This window comes from Bacillus sp. ISO11 (assembly GCF_003458115.1).
Classification (GTDB): domain Bacteria; phylum Bacillota; class Bacilli; order Bacillales; family Bacillaceae_G; genus Bacillus_A; species Bacillus_A cereus.
Genome location: NZ_QXCO01000036.1, coordinates 27,697 through 48,599 on the forward strand (window position 1 = coordinate 27,697; position 20,903 = coordinate 48,599).

Consider the following 20,903-nt stretch of genomic DNA (forward strand, 5'->3'; position numbering starts at 1 on the left):
GCAACAGGGGAAAGTAGCTGCACACATATAAGTAGCGGTTACTATATCTTTTTATAGAAAAACTTTTTGGTTGGAGGCTAAGGATGTTTACTGAGAAGAGATTACCATTTGAAGTAGGAAAACAAGACAATTTTTATGATAAGTTGAATGAGTGGATTGGAGATGTGTTTTACGACATCCTTCCGGAAAAAGGTTTTGAAGAGCGTGATGAACAAATTTTTATGGCGTTTCAATTAGAGCGTGCTTTCCAAGAAAAGAAAGTTATGTTCGCAGAAGCGGGTGTAGGAACAGGGAAAACTATTGTATATCTTCTATATGCAATTTGCTATGCGCGTTATACTGGAAAACCAGCTATAATTGCTTGTGCAGATGAAACGTTAATTGAGCAGCTTGTGAAAGAAGAAGGAGACATTGCGAAATTATCTGAAGCGTTAGGCTTATCTGTAGATGTAAGACTTGCGAAATCAATGGATAATTATTTATGTTTACGTAAGCTTGAAGATGTTATGAGTGGACGAGCTCCAGAAGTAATTGAAGACGTATATTATGAATTACCACAATTCGTATTTGATCATGGTACGATGCAAAACTTTACTCACTATGGTGACCGAAAAGAATTTCCACTATTAAATGACGAAGAATGGTCAAAAGTAAATTGGGATTACTTCCAAGATTGCTTCACTTGTGATTCTCGTCATCGTTGCGGTCAAACTCTTTCACGTGAACATTATCGTAAAGCAGCAGATTTAATTATTTGTTCTCAAGATTTTTATATGGATCATATTTGGACGTACGATGCTCGAAAGCGTGAAGGACAAATTCCATTATTACCAGAAAGTAGTTGTGTTGTATTCGATGAAGGACATCTTGTAGAATATGCAGCTCAAAAAGCTTTAACATATCGTTTAAAGCAAACGATGATGGAGCAACTTTTAACGAGATTATTACAAAACGATATTCGTGAAGAGTTTGCACATTTAGTAGAAGAAACAATTTGGCAAACAGAGCGATTCTTTGATGTGTTACAAGAAAACAAAAAAGAAATTGCCGGTTCTGATCGTTTAGAAATTACTGTGACAGAAAAAGTAACAGCTGAAGCAAAACGACTTTATGCGAAAATTGGTGAAGTCGGTGATGCGTTAGTATTTGAAAGTGAAATGCATACAGTAAATACGTATGATTTAAATATCGTTGATGAACATTTAGATGTATTAGAACATTCACTTCGTCTATTCATGCATGAGAAAAATGTAATTACATGGGGTGAAGAAGGTGATGGAGCCTTCACGTTAGTAATTATGCCACGTGCAGTTGAAGAAGTATTACAAGAGAAAGTATTCTCGAAGAAAATCCCGTATATCTTCTCATCTGCTACATTATCTAATAACGATTCATTCGCATTTACAGCAAATAGCCTAGGGGTAAAAGATTACTTATCATTCTCAGTTGCCTCACCATTTGATTATGAAGAGCAAATGGCAGTAAACTTACTATCGCATACGAAAGAAAATGAGTGGGAAAGAAAGTGTCAATATACACTTGAAAATATACAGAAAACAAACGGACGTACACTTGTATTATTCCGTACAACGCAAGAACTTGCAGCGTTTAAAGAATATGTAAGTAAAGAACAAATGTCAGTTCCGTTCTTATATGAAGGGGATCAAGAAATTAGTCAGCTCGTTTCTCGTTTCCAAAATGAAGAAGAGACTGTACTTTGTGCCGTTCATTTATGGGAAGGTTTAGATATTCCTGGTTCATCATTATCACATGTTATCATTTGGTCATTACCATTCCCTCCAAACGATCCTGTGTTTGAGGCGAAGCGTAAACATGTAAATGATCCATTCTGGGATGTAGATGTACCGTATATGATTTTACGTCTTCGTCAAGGGATTGGCCGTTTAATTCGTACGAGCGACGATAAAGGTGCTATATCAATCTTCTTATCTGATACAGAAGATGAGAAAGTGATAGAAGCGGTGAAAAACGTACTACCAGTAGAAGGTAAAGAATTATAAGGAGAAAGCTTGGCGCTTGCCAAGCTTTTTTTCTATTATAAAAGGAAATTAGATTTTCATGTCGAATTAAGTTTGAGGTAGAAAAAGGAGGTTTTTATACAATGACAGTAGCTACATATGAAGTAGAAAAACAATTTTTAACATACGTGAAGAAGATACAAAATTACGGAGAAGCATTAAGCTTAATGTTTTGGGACTTGAGAACAGGGGCGCCTAAAAAAGGTGTAGACCAGCGTTCAGAAGTAATTGGCATGCTTTCATCAGAAGTATTTGCCATGTCGACTTCAGATGAGATGGGGAACTATTTAACAGAGCTTGAAGCTTTAATACGTGAAGATAAACTTTCTGAAACGACGAAGAAAATGGTTGAAGAGTGTCGGAAAGAATATGATAGAAATAAGAAAATTCCACAAGCGGAATACGAAGCGTATGTGAAATTAGAAGCGAAAGCAGAGAGTGTGTGGGAAGAAGCTCGCGAAAAATCTGATTTCGAAATGTTCCGCCCGTACTTAGAAAAAATTGTTGAATTTAAAAAGAAATTTATTACATATTGGGGTTACGAAACATATAAATACAATACATTATTAGACATGTATGAGCCAGGTATTACAGTAGAAGTTTTAGATCACGTATTTGGTCAACTTCGTGAGCGCATCGTGCCGCTTGTAAAAGAAATCTCTGAGTCTAAAAAAGGATTAAAAACAAGTGCTTTATCGGAAAAATTTTCAAAAGAAAAACAAAAGAACTTTACATTAGAACTATTAAAGCAATTGAATTATGACTTTGAAGCAGGCCGTCTTGATGAAACAGTACATCCATTCGAGATTACATTAAATAGAGGGGATGTTCGTATTACGACACGCTATGACGAAAAGGATTTCCGCATGGCTGTGTTTGGAACAATTCATGAATGTGGTCATGCTGTATATGAACAAAATATTGCAGAGAAATTTGAAGGTACACCGTTATGTAGTGGAACATCTATGGGTATTCATGAGTCACAATCGTTATTCTTTGAGAACTTTATCGGCCGTAATAAATCATTCTGGAAGAAAAATTATGATTTATTAAAAGAGTATAGCAATGGTCAATTTGATGATATGTCAGTCGATGAATTTTATGATGCAATTAACGAATCGAAGCCGTCATTCATTCGTATAGAAGCAGATGAGCTTACATACCCGCTTCATGTTATGGTGCGTTATGAATTAGAGAAAGAATTATTTGATGGTACATTACAAGTGAAGGACTTACCAGCAGCTTGGAATGATAAGATGCAAGCATATTTAGGAATTCGTCCGGAAAATGATGCGCAAGGTGTATTGCAAGATGTTCACTGGGCTGGTGGCTCATTTGGATACTTCCCATCTTATGCGCTTGGTTACATGTATGCAGCGCAATTTAAGCAAAGAATGTTAAAAGACATTCCGAACTTTGATGCATTATTAGAAGAAGGAAACGTAACACCAATTCGTGAATGGTTAACAGAACATATTCACCAATATGGTAAAACGAAAAAGCCACTTGAAATTTTAGAAGATGTAACAGGCGAAGGGTTAAATGCAAATTACTTAGCAGATTATTTAGAAGTGAAGTATAAAGAAATTTATGAGTTATAAAAAAGAGCTGCTTACTTGCAGCTTTTTTTTATAGGGGGATAGAAGATGGTTTATACATATACAGTAATGACGCAAGAAGAGGCGGAAGAGATTGCATATAACTGGCATTATAAAGGGGAATATTCCTTTTACGATATAGAGGCAGATGAAGAAGATTTAGCTGAGTTTTTAGAGGGTGAGAGTAGAGGGAATCATGTATTTTCTGTGAAAGAAAATGGTACTCTCATTGGGTTCTTTACGGTTTGTAAAATAAATAATGGAACGGTTGAGATAGGACTTGGAATGAGACCTGATATAACTGGCAATGGATTTGGTTTACAGTTCGTGAATGCTGGACTAGCTTTTAGCAAAGAAAAATACGGATGCAAATATATAACACTATCAGTAGCGACATTTAATGAGAGAGCGATAAAAGTGTATAAAAGGGCGGGATTTGAAGCGGTTGGAACGTTTATACAGAAAACAAATGGTGGTTGTTTTGAGTTCTTGAAAATGAACTATATATGTAAACGTGATTAAAAAACAGAGGGATCTTCTGTTTTTTTATTTTGATTTAGAAATATATGATACATATTTTTTACTTGTTGTAATTGAGAGTTTTGAAATTTTGGTAGAGGGTGTGTATGATAGAAGTTTAGTAGCAAATAGTAGGTTTAGCAAGGAAGGGTAGAGGTAGTATGATTACAATTAAAACGAAAAATGAAATAGATTTGATGCATGAATCTGGAAAATTACTTGCTTCATGTCATAAAGAAATTGCGAAAATGATAAAGCCAGGTATAACGACACAAGAGATTGATACGTTTGTTGAAATGTATTTAAAAAAGCATGGTGCCACATCTGAACAGAAAGGTTACAACGGGTATCCATATGCGATATGTGCATCTGTAAACGATGAAATGTGTCATGCGTTTCCGGCCGATGTTCCTTTAACTGAGGGTAATATTGTAACAATTGACACGGTAGTAAACTTAAATGGGGGTCTTTCAGATTCTGCTTGGACGTATAGAGTTGGAAAAGTTTCTGATGAAGCAGAAAAGTTGTTGTTAGTAGCTGAGAATGCTTTGTATAAAGGGATTGATCAGGCGGTAATTGGTAATCATGTAGGAGACATTGGCTATGCAATTGAAAGTTATGTAACAAATGAAGGTTTTTCTGTCGCAAGAGACTTTACGGGACATGGGATTGGTAAAGAGATTCATGAAGAACCAGCAATTTTTCATTTTGGGAAACAAGGACAAGGACCTCAGTTACAAGAAGGAATGGTAATTACAATTGAACCGATTGTAAATATAGGTATGCGATATTCTAAAGTAGATTTAAATGGGTGGACTGTACGAACGATGGACGGGAAATTATCAGCTCAATATGAGCATACAATTGCGATTACAAAAGATGGGCCAATCATTTTAACGAAGTTGTAATTGGGAATGAAAGAGTTTGCAAAACTCGAACGAAAATAGTGGTTTTTAAAAATTTGTACGTGTTTTTTTGATAAATGCTTTTCAAAGCATAAAAAGTACGTTATAATCCTTCTATAAAATAAATAGTTAGCTACACTCATATAATCGCGGGGATATGGCCTGCAAGTTTCTACCGAAGTACCGTAAATACTTTGACTATGAGTGAGGACGAATATAATTGCTTGTTTAGCATTCTTTTTTTGCGAAACTCCAAAAGCGCGTCTCTCACTTGTAACGAGTGGTGGCGGCTTTTGGAGTTTTTTTATTGCATAAGAGGGGGAACAAACATGAAAGTATTACAAGAAAAGATTTTGAACGAAGGAAAGGTTTTATCTGGTGACGTATTAAAGGTAGATGCTTTTTTAAATCATCAAATTGATCCAGTACTTATGCAAGAAATCGGAAAAGAATTTGCTAAACGTTTTAAAGAAGAGAACATTACAAAAATCGTGACGATTGAATCTTCAGGCATTGCACCATCGGTTATGGCTGCATTAGAGCTTGGTGTAAAAGTAATTTTTGCACGAAAACGTAAATCGTTAACGTTACAAGATAATATGTACGTTGCAAACGTATATTCATTTACAAAACAAGAAACAAATGAAATTTCATTATCTCGAAATCATATCGATGAAAATGATCGTGTATTAATCATCGATGACTTTTTAGCAAATGGTCAGGCTGCTTTAGGTTTAATGAGTTTAGTAGAGCAAGCCGGAGCGAGTATTGCAGGAATTGGAATTGTTATTGAAAAAGCATTTCAAGATGGAGGAAAGAAGCTTCGTGAACAAGGCGTTCGTGTTGAATCACTAGCAGAAATTGCATCACTTGATAACGGCACAGTTACATTTGTACAGCAAGAAACTGCGGAGGTGAAATAAACGATGAAGCAGCATCCATTTAAAATTGCATCGCTTGGTATGCAGCATATGCTTGCAATGTATGCTGGAGCAATTATCGTTCCGCTTATTGTGGGCGGTGGACTTGGTTTAAATCAAAAAGAGTTAACATATTTAGTCTCAATTGATTTATTAATGTGCGGCGTTGCGACAATTTTACAAGCACTATCAAATCGCTTTTTCGGTATTGGGCTTCCAGTTGTGCTTGGTTGTACATTTACAGCGGTTGGACCGATGATTGCGATTGGAAAACAATACGGTGTGTCTTCAATTTATGGAGCAATTATTGCTGCTGGGTTATTCGTTGTTATTTTTGCGAAATTATTTGGAAAACTTGTAAAACTGTTTCCACCTGTTGTAACAGGATCTGTCGTTACAGTAATTGGAGTTACACTTGTTCCAGCGGCAATTAATGATATGGCTGGAGGAGTAGGAAGTAAAGATTTCGGTAGTCTTGAAAATTTAGCATTAGCATTTGGTGTGTTACTATTTATCATCATTATGTATCGTTTCTTCGACGGATTTATTCGTTCAATCTCTATTTTGCTAGGTTTATTGTTCGGTACTATCGTTGCAGCGTTTATGGGGAAAGTAAGTTTGCAAGCGGTTGGAGAGGCGGATTGGTTCCACGGTATTCAACCATTTTACTTCGGTACACCAACATTTGAATTAACACCAATTATTACGATGATTTTAGTTGCTTGCGTAGGGATTGTAGAAGCAACGGGTGTATACTTTGCATTATCTGATATTTGCAATAAAAAAATCGGTGAAAAAGAATTAACAAAAGGCTATCGCGCAGAAGGATTAGCGATGGTGTTAGGTGGCATTTTCAACGCGTTCCCATATACAACATACTCTCAAAACGTAGGACTTGTTCAATTAACTGGAGTAAGAAATCGCGTTATTATTTATACTTGCGGTGGTATGTTAATCGTACTTGGTTTCATTCCTAAAATCGCAGCTATTACCACAATTATCCCAAAATCAGTACTGGGCGGTGCGATGTTAGCGATGTTCGGTATGGTTATGGCATATGGTATTAAAATGTTAAGTAGCGTTGATTTTGGTAAACAAGAAAACTTATTAATCGTTGCATGTTCTGTCGGAATTGGACTTGGAGTTACAGTCGTTCCTACTTTATTCTCACAACTTCCTGAAAATATTCGTATTTTAACAGATAACGGAATTGTACTTGGAAGTGCGTCAGCAGTACTTTTAAATATCGTATTTAATATGGTGCCGCAGCGTAAAGTGAAAATAAAAGAAGAGCCGGTGTCTATGCAAAGTGCAGTAAGAGAAGCGTGAAAAAGCAAGGTCTCGTTATGAGACCTTGCTTTTCTTTTTAAGTGGCATTATTTTCCCGTACGTACCAAGACGCCAAATGTACTCAAGTGGCCCGTATTGGTAATGTGAAAGCCACCAGCGGCTAATAAAGATTTGTAACGTGTAGAAACTAATGCAGAATATTGGTCCAACCCATAATGGAGCAGGATAATAATTTTTAAGGAATAGACCAAATACAAGTAATGTAACAATTGTATGCGAGATGTAATTTGTTAATGCCATTCGTCCAACGTATTGGAATGGACGTAATAACGTTTGCCATTTTTCTTTTTGTAATAAACGCATTAGCGTGAAAATGTAGAATATGAATAACGTTTTTCCGCTAAACATTGTAAAGACCTGCATATAAATTGGTTCATAAAATGGTTTTGATAAGAAGTAACGGACCATGAAGAACCACATTGGTAATGTTAAAAGGAACATAATAATTTGCCATTTTTTAAGTTTTGGATCTAACTCTTTCGTGCGGCGGAAAATATCCTTTTTGCCGGCGTATAAACCAAGCAAAAATAGCCCAACTGTTTCTGGAAGCATAAGTAAATTTAATCCAATTCCATCAGCGTAAAATGCATGGAAACGATTTTGTATTTGTGACAGCCAGTCTTCTAATGGCATGATAGGTAAGGAAAAACCTAGCTCTTCCTTTGGTACCAATGCAACCGTAATACCAGCCATTAGCATAATGAATTGAAAAATACTCAATAAAACGATAGCCCATATTAAAATAGTACGAGGTTCTCTCTTATAAAATAAAAATAAGAAAAATCCAGCAATCGCATAAGTATGTAAAATGTCACCGTCCCATAAAAGAACGTAATGTAAGAAACCGAATAATAATAAAATAAGTAAGCGGCGAACAAACAAAGTTTTTGGGCGGTCGGTTTTCGCCTCAGCACGACTCATAAAAATATAAAAACCTAATCCGAATAAAAACGAAAAAATTGTATAAAATTTCGTTTGAATAAACATATCGTAAAATAGGCGAATATAGCTGTCTATCCCTTCGTAAATTCCTGAAAGATCACGTGAGTCAACTCCGGCGATAACAGGCCAATTCACAAGAAAAATACCTAGTACAGCTATTCCTCTAATAATATCGATGGAGTGTATCCTCTCGCCATGTGTGAGATTTTGCGTCATTTTTTTCCTCCTTGTTAAGTAATTCCCTTTTATTATACAAAATGTAAGATGGAGGGGATAGGCGATATTTCCATTTTTTTAAACTGTTAAGTTATGTAGGATAAGATATAATAAGAGTGCACAATAAGTTTTACCCTTTTTCAAAACAGGCAGTAAAGCTCCTTCTTATAAGGAGCTTTCTTTATGAAAAGTGTTGATAATGATTCTCTTTAATGATAAAATATATTTAAAATTGATAATCATTATCAAAAAAGGTTGGTGCGTAAGTATGGTATATACATTAGTAGCAGGTACAGTCGCTGTATATGCAGTTATTGCGAAGTATGTTTTAAATGGAGTAGGAACAGCAAAATGAGTGATATGACATAAAATCCCTTTCATTTGTAAAAAGAATGAAAGGGATTTTTTATTTTTAATGAGAATATGCTGAAAATTTAGTATGATAGTAAAGTGAAACTGTAATCAATGGGTAGGTGTAACTCTCACTGGTTATGAGCTCGCAATTAGCGGGAAAAAGTATATACATCTTGGATAAAGGGGAACAAGGGGATGACAAACATAGTACAGACAAACGGTATGAAAAAACTTGTTTGTTTTTATGAAGAGTGGCAAAAACACGGCGATGCAGAGAATAGTTTAAAGTTGTTTGAGGTGATTCAAAAATATAAACAAGAACAGCTTATGATAGCGTTCTGTGGTCACTTCTCTGCGGGGAAATCAACGATGATGAATCATCTATATAAAGCGCAGCTGTTACCAACAAGTCCAATTCCGACAAGCGCTAACGTTGTCAAAATTGAAAAAGGAATGGATCGTGTTGTTGTAACGGTTAAATCTGGAGAACAGTACGAGTATGACGGTGCATATTCAGCTGAAGAATTAAAACAAATTTGTAAAGATGGTGATGAGGTAATTGGTGTTCACATTTATCGGAATGATGCGCCAATTCCTGAAGGTGTTATGTTAGTAGATACACCAGGGATTGACTCAACAGATGATGCCCATCAATTAGCGACAGAATCAACGCTACATCTAGCAGACGTAATTTTTTATATGATGGATTATAATCACGTCCAATCGGAAGTGAATTTGCAATTTGTTAAAGAATTGAAACAACGTAATAAAACGGTTTATCTCGTTGTCAATCAAATAGATAAACATAAAGAAAATGAATTGTCGTTTGAGAATTATAAAGATAGTGTAAAGCAATCGTTCTCTAACTGGGATATTGAAGTAGATGGAGTATATTATACGTCATTACGAATGATGAACCATCCACATAATGAAATTGGAAGCTTAGAAACGTTAATTACATCTATCATGAAAGAAAAAGAGCGGTATGTAAGAGAGGGAATGGAGAGAGAAACAGAATATTTAATGGGGGAACATTTCTCGTTTATTCTTTCTGAAAATGAAAAAGCTCTTTTGAAATATGAGAAAGAGTTAGCATCACCGCTTTCTATTTCAGAGATAGTTGAAAAGAAAGCGGAGCTAATGGAAACGAAACGTCGCGAGGCTAGTAAAGAGTCTCATGTGAGAAATGAATTTATAAAAGGCCTACAAGCTATATTAGATAACGCGTATTTAATGCCATTTGAAATGAGAGAATTGGCAAATGCGTACTTAGAAACGAAATTAACAAAGTTTAAAGTCGGTTTGCTATTTGCGAAAGGAAAGACGGAGCAAGAAAAACAAAGGCGTGTAGAGGCGTTTTATTCTGCCCTTCAAAAGACTGTTGAAACGCAGCTTGATTTTCATGTGAAGGAATTTATTGTAGCCTTCTTAAAAGAAGAAGGATTGTTCACGGAGGAAATTGGGAAAGACATATATGGGTTAGAAATTGCTTTCGGACCAGAAATGTTGGCTGAGGTAATTAAACAAGGCGCAGGTTTCACAGGTGATTACTTACTTCTTTATACAGCGGATGTAGCGAATGAACTAAAGAAGCGTTATTTTATAAAAGCACAGCAAATTTTTGATAAAAGTGCGGTCGTTTTAAAGCAAAAGGTGAGGGAAGCAGTTGCTCGTATTGAAGAAGAGATTGAAACATATACGATGTTGCAAACGGCGAAAGAAACACAATTACAATACAATAACAATTTGGCGGCATATGAAGACTATTTACGAAATGTTTGGCACGATCATGTTGCTACGCCTGAAGGTTTGCAAATAGATGAGATATTGCAAAGGGAAAAGCAAATTGTTAGTGAGAAATTTACACTACAAGAGCAGGAAATCGTAAACGATAACGTAGCGATTCATGAAGAAGAGCTGAAAGGAACGGCGGCTTTAAATATTCAGCGGATATTAGAGAAAGTGAAAAAAGCTGAAACGATATTAGAGCCATTGCCAGCGCTGAAACATGTACAGCAAGAGGTAATAGAGAAAAGAAGACGTGTAGAAACAAAACAATTTACAGTAGCGTTATTCGGGGCATTTAGTGCTGGAAAATCATCATTTGCCAATGCCTTACTCGGTGAGAAAGTACTTCCTGTATCACCAAACCCGACGACGGCAACGATTAATCAAATTTTGCCGGTTACAGAGGAAAAACCACATGGAACAGTAATTGTTCAGTTTAAATCAAAGCAAGCGTTATTAGAAGATATGAAAGCTGTTTATAAGCTATTTCATTATGAGATTGCTACGTTAGATGAAGCGTTAGCACAAATTGATAACGTTATGAAATATCCTTCACCAACTGGGAAGCAAAAAACAACATTTAGCTTTTTACGAGCGGTACAAAAAGGGTATGATGCAGTTTCTACTTATTTAGGAGAACAAGTACAAGTTACATTAGAAGAGTTCTCTGATTATGTAGCGAATGAAGAGAAATCATGCTTCGTTGAGTATATGGAACTTTATTATGATTGTGCTTTAACAAGGCAGGGAGTAGCGCTTGTAGACACACCTGGAGCGGATTCTATCAATGCTCGCCATACGGATGTTGCATTCCAGTATATTAAAAACGCAGATGCTATTTTATTTGTAACATATTATAACCATGTATTCTCTCGTGCTGACCGTGAATTTTTAATTCAGCTTGGTCGTGTAAAGGATACTTTTGCCCTTGATAAAATGTTCTTCTTAATTAATGCGGCGGATTTAGCAGAGTCTGAAGAAGAACTTGAAATGGTAAAAGGTTATATCGCAGATCAGCTACTACAATACGGTATTAGAAATCCGCGTTTATTTGCAATTTCAAGTTTATGTGCGCTTGAAGAGAAACAAGGAAAGAATGTTGAAAAAGAGAAGTATGGTATTTTACAAAACTCTGGGATTACTAAGTTTGAGGAATCATTTACGTCCTTTATGATGAGAGATTTAATGCTTGTTTCTGTGCATGCTCTATATGGTGCGTTGCAAGGGGCAGATCAGCTTTTAGTAAACATGATAAAGGGTGCAAAGCAGGGGAATGAAGAGAAAGAGAAGCAAACGAAAAAATATGAAGCAGAGCGTGATCAACTACTTCATATCATTTCTTCATATAGTGTACTTGCTGAAGAACAGGCGATGCAAAATGAAGTGAAAGAGTTGCTTTATTACGTGCAACAGCGTCTATTCCTCCGCTATAATGATGTGTTTACTGAATTTATTAATCCGGCATCACTTCGAACGGATGGAAATGTGAAAACACAATTGCAACAGTGTGTTATGGAATTAGTAGCATTTATTCAGCATGATTTATTACAAGAAATGCGTGCGACATCATTACGCCTTGAAAAATGGATAGACGAAGCGATGAAGCGTGCAAAGGATGAAATTGTAGTGAACTGTAAAGTAGAAAATGAATCAATTTCTATGAATGGAACAGTGGAGTATGAATACAAAGATATTACACATAAAGAACCGTTCCCTTCAGTTGAAATAAAAGATTTCAAAAAAGCACTGGCACATTTTAAAAATGAGAAAAGCTTTTTTGAAAAGAATGACAAGGCTTTTATGCAAGAAGACGCTAAATCTGTATTAGAACCGCTCGTATCAAACTATGTAGCTGATGAAAAACATTTATTTGTTCATCATTATAAGCAAGAGTGGGATATGAAGTGGAATTTATTCCAAAAAGTGATGCAGCAAGATGTGATGAACTATTATGAAAGTATATTGTTTGCATTGGCTGAAACGATCGATGTATCTCTATATGAACAAAGTAAAGAACAATTGCAAAAGCAGTTAGTAGAGATTGAAAAAGAAATTTATGTTATATAGTCGTTATGAGAAAAAGATTCGTTCAATTTTCTTTTGAAGTACAGTATCTAAAGATTTTACAAATCCAGCAAATTCATCGGTAGAAATCATATGAGTAAGAACGAGTCGTCTGCCATCTGGTGTTTCACCGCATAAGACGAATGAAGAAAATTCATATGTTTTGTTTTCAACTACTAATTTTGGATAGGAATACGTGTCGCTTTTCTTCTTCTTTCCATCAATAGAGATGACGTTGCATTTTTTCTCATTGTTGTCCATGGTGAATCCCTCCTTTCTATTATTTATGGTAGACAAGGAGGGTTTAGAACAATAGAGAAGGGGGAATTTTTTATGTCTGTTGTAATAGAACGTATTCCAAAAGAGGCTATACCGAAGGCTTTATTGTTACTTGCGGATCCAAGTGAACGGCAAATAGCTACGTATGTACAAAGAGGATTAACATACGTAGCTAAGCAGGGGGGGAGCGTTATCGGTGTATATGTTCTTTTGGAAACAAGGCCAAAGACGATGGAAATCATGAATATTGCGGTTGCAGAGCATTTGCAAGGAAAAGGGATTGGGAAGAAGCTATTAAGGCATGCTGTAGAAACTGCTAAAGGATATGGTATGTCAAAACTTGAAGTTGGTACAGGCAATTCTAGTGTTTCACAACTTGCTTTATATCAAAAATGTGGATTTCGTATTTTTTCTATTGATTTTGATTACTTTTCGAAGCATTATGAAGAAGAGATTATTGAAAATGGGATTGTATGTCGTGATATGATCCGGCTTGCAATGGAATTGAATAAAAACGTATAACTATTTAGGGGGAAGAGAAGATGGAAGTACATAAAGCAATTACAGCACATTCTCGTAAACAAAATGAAAGTGTAAAAGCATGTTTACAATTAGATGCACAGCGTGAAGCAGCTATTGAAGCTGCCGTATCTCTTGCGTCAAATGGGAAAGAATTTTCGGTTGATGTCATTAATGTTGTAACGAAGCAGATTAATGATCTTGCAAAAAATGGTGTTACCTTGCAGCGTAAATATGTTACAGAAGAAATGGTTATGGAGTATGTAAGTCGTTTGAAAGAGAAAGAAGGTCGTTAAAGATGATAGTTACAGTCGAATGGTTACGTGAGCATATAGAAGATGAGAATGTCCGTATAATCGATTGTCGTTTTGATTTAGCGAATCCTAATTGGGGTAGAGAAAAGTATGAAGAAGGACATATTCCTCATGCGTTATATTTTGATTTGAATTTAGATTTATCAAGTCCTATAGCAGAACATGGTGGCCGCCATCCTTTACCAAATATTGAGGAGTTTGCAGACAAGCTTTCGAAGGCTGGTATTGATGAACATACGACAGTAATTGCGTATGACAGTCAAGCCGGTGCAAATGCTGCTCGTTTATGGTGGTTATGTAACTATGTAGGACATGAGAAAGTATATATATTAGATGGTGGTTTCCAGGCTTGGAAAGAGAATGGACTACCGACAACAGCGGAAATTCCTGTTGCTATACGAAAAACATTCAAAGCTAATATACAAGATCATATGCTTGTAACGATGGAAACGGTCAGAGAGAATATCCGTGCAGGTGCGGATGTTACATTAATTGATTCAAGAGAGCCCAAACGTTATGCTGGTGTAGAGGAACTTGTCGATCATAAAGCAGGACATATTCCAACAGCGGTAAACCATTTTTGGAAGGATGGAATGTTGCAATCAGGACAATTTAAGAATAAAGCTGGGCAACAAGAACGATTCCAAAATCTGTCGAAAGATAAGGAAACCATTGTATATTGTGGTTCTGGTGTTACGGCATGTCCAAATATCGTCGCATTAAAATTGGCTGGATTCCAAAATGTTAAATTGTATGCAGGTAGCTGGAGTGATTGGATCTCTTATCCAGAAAATCAAATTGCAAAAGAAGAAGATTAATCACTTGCATGCAAAAATAATTTGTATTAAAATAAGGTCACAAGCAAGAGATTGCTCGAAAAACTTTGTATTTTACACATTGGAAACAATGTGATAATATAACGACAAGTAAATAATACATCCTGCGGTGTGCGTAACTTATTTATGTCTAAAACCGATGTTAGTTATACGGAAGCTCAATATTTAGCGACCATCATCAAGCCTTCCTTGTGGAGGAAGATGTACGGTAACTGTGAGGGCATCCACCTGCGAGTAGCGGGTTTTTGGACATTTACGAGGAGCGGCACGTGCGGGGGTCTTATTTCAACTAACCTTATATAAAATTCCTACGGTGTACGTAGCTTATGCATGTCTTAAACCAATAAGTTTAATATGGAAGTTCAATATTTAAATGTAGCTAACATGCCATCTTTTTAAGAAGGAAGTTACAAACATTTGTGAGGGCATCCACCTGTGAGAGCAGGTTTATGGACATCTAGAGAGAACGGCATATGTGGGGCTATATAAAAAACCTTACGTTTTATACGTAAGGTTTTTTTGTTGCATAGATATATTAATATTATCTTGATTCACCTGTGAAGTTTCCGTAATAAATGTAGCACTTTCTGTCTTCATCAATCTCTCTTGAATCCAAGGAGAATTCCATAGAAATGCCGTCTCGCTGAATATATATAATATCTGAATGAAGAGATGGTAAAATTTCTTCGTAGTTCCATACATCTTGACTATCTACTAAGCTTGAACTTGTTTCACTTAGTTCTCTAATTTCAAAACCGATGTGGGAGTATGTAGGGTCTGAAGGGTCATTGGCGAAAACTTCTTTTTGAATATAAATAACTGCTGTTCCGTCTGGGTCAACCGAAGTTGCAGTAACAACATAAGTATTTTTCTCTTTAATAAAATATTCACAAGTCATGCGTGCGATAATTTCAGAATTAGAAATATTGGCGTAGTTCCATAAAGCAGGATACCCTTTCGTTTCATCATTAAGTCGATATTCTAAGCGCATTTTATACCTCTTCTTCCTTTTTCTTCTACTTTATCATGCCATCCTATATAATAGGAATAGAATTTAAAAAGGGGAGTGCGAAGGTGACAAAAACGAAATGGCTAGTAGGTGGTGTCGTAACGTCTTTAATGACTGGCACTTTATTTGGTTGCGCACAAGATCTTCCCCCAAAACCGAATGATAATAGTTGTTCTGATTGGGATTGGGATGATGAACTTGGGGTATGGCAGTGTGATGATAGTAGTTCAGGTTATCGTGGGCATTATTTCTATGGTGGGCGATACTATCAAAATAAATCCACTTTTAAAAATTCATCGGCGTTTAAATCGTATCAATCGTCTGCTGAATTTAAAGGTGGAATTGGAAGCGGTTCAAAGGGAGGATTTGGGGGCTAAAATATGTCGCAATACATAAGGGATCGAAAAGAATTTTATTTAAAATATCCGAATTTTTGGTCGGATTTATATGAATGTGAGTATAGTTTGTTTCATGTTTTTTCTATAACAAATCAGACTTTGGACCAAGTACACTTAGCGACTGAACGAATGGGCAAAATATTTTTTAAGACTGCTAGACTGCTGCGTAATCTAAGTGACGAACAGCTTCTAGATCTTGGCTTTCCATCCGCGAGTTTATCATTCATTAGAATGAAAGGGCTTTATCCTGAATCTGTAATTTCGCGATTTGATTTTGCTGTAACAGAGGATAACAAAATCAAAATGCTTGAGTTTAATAGTGATACACCCACTTTTATTGTGGAATGTTTTCAAATGAATGGGAAAGTATGTGAAAATCTAGGCTATGATGATCCAAACTCGGATCAAGAACGATTGCTATCTTCTGGTGTAACGAAAGCAGTAATGGAAGCGACAAAGGGATTAGATAATCCAAATGTTGTTTTTACAGCACATCATGAACATATCGAGGATTGGAATACCACTATGTATTTAAGTCAGCTATGCCATGTTGAAAATAAAGTAGTGCCAATGTCAGAACTTAGAATTACAAAAGATGCTCTAGTTGATAAAGATGGGGCGAAGATTGATGTTTTATATCGCCAAACATATCCGATAGAAGATTTAATTGAGGATCAAGATCCTGAAACAGGAGATTTGGTAGGTGTGGAACTGCTGCAACTTGTAAAAGCCGGAAAGCTTTTTATAATAAATCCTTTGTCAGCATTTTTACTTCAGCCAAAATCAATTCAGTGTCTTATTTGGGGGTTAGCAGAAGAAGAGGTCTTTTATACAAACGAGGAACAACAGTGGATTAAAGAATATATGTTACCTACATATTTAGAACCAGATTTATTTTTAGGAAAAGGTTCTTTCGTTCAAAAACCTTCATTTGGTAGAGAAGGAGATACAATTACGATTCGCGATAAGGATGAAAATATTATGCTTCAAAATGCACATCAAACGTATAAAACTGCACTGCCGATATTTCAAAAGTATACAGAACTGCCAGTCGTATCCTTGGAAACAGAAAAAGGGATGGAGAAACTGTCCTATGTGTTTGGTTCTTTTTTAATTGCTGGAAAAGCGGGTAGTATCGGTATTCGCGCGGGAGAAAAGATTACAGGAAATGAATCGTACTATTTACCGGTAGGTATAAAAAGGAGGGGGAAAAATGATTAATTTTTTATTATATTTAGCAGTAACACTTGGACTTTTATGTATTGGTCTGTTCTTGATGGAAGTGACAACGAAAGTTAAGGAATTTAAGTTAATGGCTCAAGGTAATAAGGCGGTAAGCTATGTGCTTGGAGGGCGATTACTTGGGTTAGCTATCGTTTTATATTCGACAGCAGCTAATTCAATTTCACTTCTTGATATGATTTCGTGGGGAGCAGTTGGGATTTTGGCTCAAATTATCGTCTTTTATTTAGCTGAGTGGCTTACACCACGCTTTAATATAAACAAAAGTCTCGAAGAAGATAATCAAGCAGTCGGTCTTTTTCTTATGTTTTTATCGCTTTCAATTGGGATTGTAATCGCTGGTTGTATAACTTATTAAAAACTTTACGTTTAAACGTAAAGTTTTTTATTTTATCCCGCTATTTGCCGGGCAGCCCGATTGGTGAGGGCTAATAATCAGTGGCGGATGAACAAAACCCCCACTGATTAAAGTTTCACTTTATATACGTTAGTTTGCCATACCATTTGAAAAAATTGTAGGCTACGGTTGACATCTATTTTAAATAAGAGTAACATTTTCAATGTAATGAAAATAAGTCTCTGTTAGGTGAGGCTCCTGTATAGAGAAATGCTACTGCCCAAAAATGTCGAGAGACGCCAATGGGTCAACAGGAATGATCGAATTAAGGTTTTTCTTAATGTAGCTGGTAATGTACCTATGCTATACAGTGCTAAAACTCGGTGAGGGAGAGGTCCGTAGATTTCTAATTATATTAGAAATCGTTTATTTGTGTATGTAATGGCCGCTACGCTCTTAAGGGTAGGGGTCTTTTTTGTTACCAAGCTATGAGTAATTTCATATTATAAACTATAAAATTAAACGAGGAGGTGAGGAGCATGTCAAATTCTGACTCGGTTCCGTTACCCATATACTTCAAATCAAAAATATATGATGTAGGCAGGAAACGATTTGTTCCTCCCTCTATATTTATCACAATATAGCGTTTATAAAGCGCGAGACACTTTCACAGTAAAGTGGATAAATTGAGAAACAAAGCGTTTCTTCCTATGTTGTAAAGGAGGAGACGATAATATGTTATATGCAAACAAAACTGTGGGTAACACGTCATATAAACTAAGTAAAAAATCAATAAAAGAACAAACAATGCTCCAAAAAAATAAAGATTTATTAATTGAAATTGCAACAAGAGATGTAAAATCTGTATTTGCATATTTTAAAACAACAAGAGACGGACTATCAATGAAAGAGGCACAAAAACGTATTCAAGTATATGGCCGAAATGAACTAACTTCAAAAAGAGCACTTCTTGCAGAAGTAATGATGAAGCTAGGTGGCATGATTCCAGGTTTTTCAAAACAACGTGTGTGTGATGAATTACAACGTGAAACGATTACTGTATCTAGAGTAGAATGTTCTAGTAGTACAGGGTTAAATAGTGAACTGAAAATGATGGAGATACCTGTGCAAGAACTTGTACCTGGAGATATGATTTTTCTTTCGGCTGGAGATGCTGTGCCAGCTGATGTACGTATTATTTATGCAGATGATTTATTAGTGAATGAGTCTGTGTTAACGGGAAACGAAGCGAATATAGAGAAGTTTGAGAGCTGCTATCACCTTGAACGTAAACGGTTTATTCCATTAAAACGGATGAAAGATTATAATCCACTTGAGCTTGAAAATGTATGTTTTAAAGGTTCGCATATTGTTAGTGGAAATGCAAAAGCTATCGTTGTTTCTACTGGAAAAAATACGTATTCAGGCATCTTGCATACTTGTTGTAGTAGAACGTCTTAATGTGTTAATGATGCTAAATATACAAAAACAATGTATAATAGACAAAGTTGAGCAAAAACGTAGAATGGTAATCTATTTATATAACCTTACGTGATAACGTAAGGTTATTATTTTTTTAATAGGAGAGGAATTATGAAAAAAGTATTATTAGTTGATGGTATGGCACTATTATTTCGTGCTTTTTACGCAACAAGTGTCTACGGACAATTTATGAAACGACAAGATGGAACCCCTACGAACGGGATTCATGGTTATATGAAACACTTATTAACAGCTACGCAAGCGATCGAACCAACACATATCGTTACATGCTGGGATATGGGAAGTACGACATTTAGAACAGAATCGTTCTCGAATTATAAAGCAAATCGTGCAGCGCCACCAGAAGAATTAATTCCTCAATTTGATTTAGTGCAAGAAATGACTGCAAAATTATCCATTCCAGTTATCGGTATGAAAGGCTACGAAGCCGATGATTGTATCGGTACGCTTGCAAAACAATATTGCAATGAAGCTGAAGTTTATATTTTAACAGGTGATACGGATTTACTTCAACTTGTTGATAAGAGCGTTACAGTCATGCTTCTGCGTAAAGGAATTGGAAATTACGAATATTACACACCGGAGAAAATCATGGAAGAAAAAGGTGTAGAGCCGTGGCAAATCGTCCATGCAAAAGCTTTCATGGGAGATACAAGTGATAATTATCCAGGGGTAAAAGGTATCGGTGAAAAAACAGCGTATAAGCTTATTCAAGAGCACGGAACAGTATCCGCTGTACTAGAAAATGTAGAATCATTAACAAAAGCGCAGCGTACGAAGATTGAAAGTGATTTAGAGAACTTAAATATTTCGTTACAATTAGCCCAAATTCACTGTGAAGTTCCAATTTCATGTTCACTAGAAGAAGGATTACACACAATGGATGAAGAAAAACTTAGATTTGTTTGTGAAGAAATGAATTGGGGAAGACCTGAAATATTAATAAATATGCTATAAATAGTTTGGGAAGAGGGATGTTGCATAAGTCGAACTTTGACTTGGTGACACCTTCTTTTTGTTTTTGTAAACAGTATTATAATAAATAAAATTATGTCGAACTCAATTTTAAATATATAAATATTTCGACAAGATATAATGATAAAAGTTGATGAAAATAATAACTTTTATCATGAAGTGAATTAATTTCAACATAGTTTTAGATAATCATTTTTTCGTGTTCACAAAGTTGTCAGAAAATAAACGAGATTTTCATATGAAGTTCAAATAGAATTCACAACAATCAATTATTATAAGAACACACAGATAATTCTTTATCTTTTATATAAACCATCCCCCAAGGAGGACAATGAAAATGAGAAAAAAAGTGAGAAAATCTTTTAAACAATTATTAATTGAAAATAAACAATCACTATTAAATAATAAAGAAAATATGAAAGAAATTGAAGAGAGAATTGAGAAACGACATGTAGCATATAGTGGTGCCAGTAATTAAATAAAATAAAAAAGATAGCCTATGTATAATCTGTACCCTTTGTAAAGGACATTTTGAAAAAAGTTAGGCAACATCAAGAAGATGATTTCTGTATCCAACAGGAGTCATCTTTTTTAAATTCCATTGATATCTATAATGATTATAATACGTCATATATTTCTTAATCTCTTGTTTCAATTCATTAAAGGACACGCAAGGTTTTATATGAGCTTCATCTTTCAGATGACCAAAAAATGATTCTTGTGGGGCGTTATCCCAACAGTTTCCTCTTCTTGACATGGATTGTCCAAGGTTTAGCTTTTTAACTAGCTTTTGATA

The 20,903-nt window shown here is 35.6% G+C and carries 21 protein-coding genes, 2 other RNA genes and 2 riboswitches; of the genes, 19 read left to right on the plus strand and 4 right to left on the minus strand.

Translation table 11 applies throughout. From position 1 onward, the window contains the following. The first annotated feature begins 83 nt into the window (after nucleotides 1-83). From D1166_RS26265 to pbuX, 6 genes are all read left to right on the plus strand, one after another. The gene (locus D1166_RS26265) at nucleotides 84-2,021 is read left to right on the plus strand and encodes an ATP-dependent DNA helicase (protein ID WP_000493698.1); all 1,938 of its coding nucleotides are present in this window, start codon (nucleotides 84-86) and stop codon (nucleotides 2,019-2,021) included. Between the two features lie 101 nt (nucleotides 2,022-2,122). Further along, the gene (gene ypwA / locus D1166_RS26270; protein WP_097855628.1) at nucleotides 2,123-3,640 is read left to right on the plus strand and encodes a carboxypeptidase; all 1,518 of its coding nucleotides are present in this window, start codon (nucleotides 2,123-2,125) and stop codon (nucleotides 3,638-3,640) included. Nucleotides 3,641-3,685: 45 nt separating this feature from the next. Continuing rightward, nucleotides 3,686-4,159, plus strand: coding sequence for a GNAT family N-acetyltransferase (locus tag D1166_RS26275; RefSeq protein WP_053514228.1), 474 nt, complete (start codon nucleotides 3,686-3,688; stop codon nucleotides 4,157-4,159). A 158-nt stretch (nucleotides 4,160-4,317) separates the two neighbouring features. After that, a complete protein-coding gene (locus D1166_RS26280; protein WP_000628415.1) occupies nucleotides 4,318-5,064 on the plus strand; it encodes a type I methionyl aminopeptidase in 747 nt (248 codons plus the stop codon). A gap of 116 nt (nucleotides 5,065-5,180) precedes the next feature. After that, nucleotides 5,181-5,282, plus strand: a riboswitch (purine riboswitch). A gap of 108 nt (nucleotides 5,283-5,390) precedes the next feature. Continuing rightward, nucleotides 5,391-5,984: a xanthine phosphoribosyltransferase gene (locus D1166_RS26285; RefSeq protein WP_000866496.1), complete on the plus strand. Its 594-nt coding sequence runs from the start codon at nucleotides 5,391-5,393 to the stop codon at nucleotides 5,982-5,984. A 3-nt stretch (nucleotides 5,985-5,987) separates the two neighbouring features. Then, nucleotides 5,988-7,310, plus strand: a complete 1,323-nt coding sequence (pbuX, locus tag D1166_RS26290) for a xanthine permease PbuX (protein ID WP_000809219.1) — start codon at nucleotides 5,988-5,990, stop codon at nucleotides 7,308-7,310. Between the two features lie 15 nt (nucleotides 7,311-7,325). Here the strand turns inward: pbuX and D1166_RS26295 are convergent, their stop codons facing one another. Further along, nucleotides 7,326-8,489, minus strand: a complete 1,164-nt coding sequence (locus D1166_RS26295) for a DUF418 domain-containing protein (RefSeq protein ID WP_000193171.1) — start codon at nucleotides 8,487-8,489, stop codon at nucleotides 7,326-7,328. A gap of 232 nt (nucleotides 8,490-8,721) precedes the next feature. Between D1166_RS26295 and D1166_RS31945 the strand changes: the two genes are divergently transcribed. Further along, nucleotides 8,722-8,844, plus strand: a complete 123-nt coding sequence (locus D1166_RS31945; RefSeq protein WP_002196349.1) for a hypothetical protein — start codon at nucleotides 8,722-8,724, stop codon at nucleotides 8,842-8,844. Nucleotides 8,845-9,038: 194 nt separating this feature from the next. Further along, nucleotides 9,039-12,698: a dynamin family protein gene (locus D1166_RS26300; protein WP_097855630.1), complete on the plus strand. Its 3,660-nt coding sequence runs from the start codon at nucleotides 9,039-9,041 to the stop codon at nucleotides 12,696-12,698. 3 nt (nucleotides 12,699-12,701) lie between these two features. Here the strand turns inward: D1166_RS26300 and D1166_RS26305 are convergent, their stop codons facing one another. Further along, nucleotides 12,702-12,956 (minus strand): DUF3931 domain-containing protein, encoded by a 255-nt coding sequence (locus D1166_RS26305; protein WP_000369740.1) that lies wholly within the window; start codon nucleotides 12,954-12,956, stop codon nucleotides 12,702-12,704. Nucleotides 12,957-13,028: 72 nt separating this feature from the next. Between D1166_RS26305 and D1166_RS26310 the strand changes: the two genes are divergently transcribed. The 5 genes from D1166_RS26310 (at nucleotide 13,029) to ssrS (D1166_RS26330) (ending at nucleotide 15,129) form a co-directional block, all read left to right on the plus strand. Beyond that, nucleotides 13,029-13,496 (plus strand): GNAT family N-acetyltransferase, encoded by a 468-nt coding sequence (locus D1166_RS26310; protein WP_000117686.1) that lies wholly within the window; start codon nucleotides 13,029-13,031, stop codon nucleotides 13,494-13,496. 20 nt (nucleotides 13,497-13,516) lie between these two features. Further along, a complete protein-coding gene (locus D1166_RS26315) occupies nucleotides 13,517-13,789 on the plus strand; it encodes a YpbS family protein (protein WP_000451818.1) in 273 nt (90 codons plus the stop codon). 2 nt (nucleotides 13,790-13,791) lie between these two features. After that, a complete protein-coding gene (locus D1166_RS26320) occupies nucleotides 13,792-14,625 on the plus strand; it encodes a sulfurtransferase (RefSeq protein ID WP_000637566.1) in 834 nt (277 codons plus the stop codon). A gap of 116 nt (nucleotides 14,626-14,741) precedes the next feature. Then, nucleotides 14,742-14,924, plus strand: a non-coding RNA gene (gene ssrS / locus D1166_RS26325) — 6S RNA. A gap of 21 nt (nucleotides 14,925-14,945) precedes the next feature. After that, nucleotides 14,946-15,129, plus strand: a non-coding RNA gene (gene ssrS / locus D1166_RS26330) — 6S RNA. 55 nt (nucleotides 15,130-15,184) lie between these two features. Here the strand turns inward: ssrS (D1166_RS26330) and D1166_RS26335 are convergent. Continuing rightward, nucleotides 15,185-15,634 (minus strand): hypothetical protein, encoded by a 450-nt coding sequence (locus tag D1166_RS26335; protein WP_001235520.1) that lies wholly within the window; start codon nucleotides 15,632-15,634, stop codon nucleotides 15,185-15,187. A gap of 83 nt (nucleotides 15,635-15,717) precedes the next feature. On the opposite strand from D1166_RS26335, the gene D1166_RS26340 reads away from it, so the two are divergent. The 6 genes from D1166_RS26340 to D1166_RS26370 all read left to right on the plus strand — a co-directional run bounded on the left by D1166_RS26340 (nucleotide 15,718) and on the right by D1166_RS26370 (nucleotide 20,585). Then, on the plus strand, nucleotides 15,718-16,029 hold the full coding sequence (locus D1166_RS26340; RefSeq protein ID WP_000169030.1) for a hypothetical protein: 312 nt from the start codon (nucleotides 15,718-15,720) through the stop codon (nucleotides 16,027-16,029). 3 nt (nucleotides 16,030-16,032) lie between these two features. Beyond that, nucleotides 16,033-17,271, plus strand: a complete 1,239-nt coding sequence (locus tag D1166_RS26345; protein WP_097861727.1) for a glutathionylspermidine synthase family protein — start codon at nucleotides 16,033-16,035, stop codon at nucleotides 17,269-17,271. Then, nucleotides 17,264-17,650 (plus strand): DUF350 domain-containing protein, encoded by a 387-nt coding sequence (locus D1166_RS26350; protein WP_000606857.1) that lies wholly within the window; start codon nucleotides 17,264-17,266, stop codon nucleotides 17,648-17,650. Before D1166_RS26345 ends, D1166_RS26350 begins: the two co-directional genes overlap by 8 nt. Nucleotides 17,651-17,863: 213 nt before the next feature. Further along, nucleotides 17,864-18,029, plus strand: a riboswitch (M-box (ykoK) riboswitch). Between the two features lie 335 nt (nucleotides 18,030-18,364). Then, the gene (locus D1166_RS26360) at nucleotides 18,365-19,090 is read left to right on the plus strand and encodes a P-type ATPase actuator domain-containing protein (protein ID WP_000964949.1); all 726 of its coding nucleotides are present in this window, start codon (nucleotides 18,365-18,367) and stop codon (nucleotides 19,088-19,090) included. 132 nt (nucleotides 19,091-19,222) lie between these two features. After that, a complete protein-coding gene (locus D1166_RS26365; RefSeq protein ID WP_000757075.1) occupies nucleotides 19,223-20,089 on the plus strand; it encodes a 5'-3' exonuclease in 867 nt (288 codons plus the stop codon). A 355-nt stretch (nucleotides 20,090-20,444) separates the two neighbouring features. Next, complete coding sequence (locus tag D1166_RS26370; RefSeq protein WP_001228048.1) at nucleotides 20,445-20,585, plus strand: FbpB family small basic protein; 141 nt, start codon at nucleotides 20,445-20,447, stop codon at nucleotides 20,583-20,585. 63 nt (nucleotides 20,586-20,648) lie between these two features. On the opposite strand, the gene D1166_RS26375 is transcribed toward D1166_RS26370, so the two are convergent. Continuing rightward, nucleotides 20,649-20,903: IS3 family transposase (locus D1166_RS26375; RefSeq protein WP_165851663.1), on the minus strand; the 255-nt coding region annotated here is incomplete at its 5' end.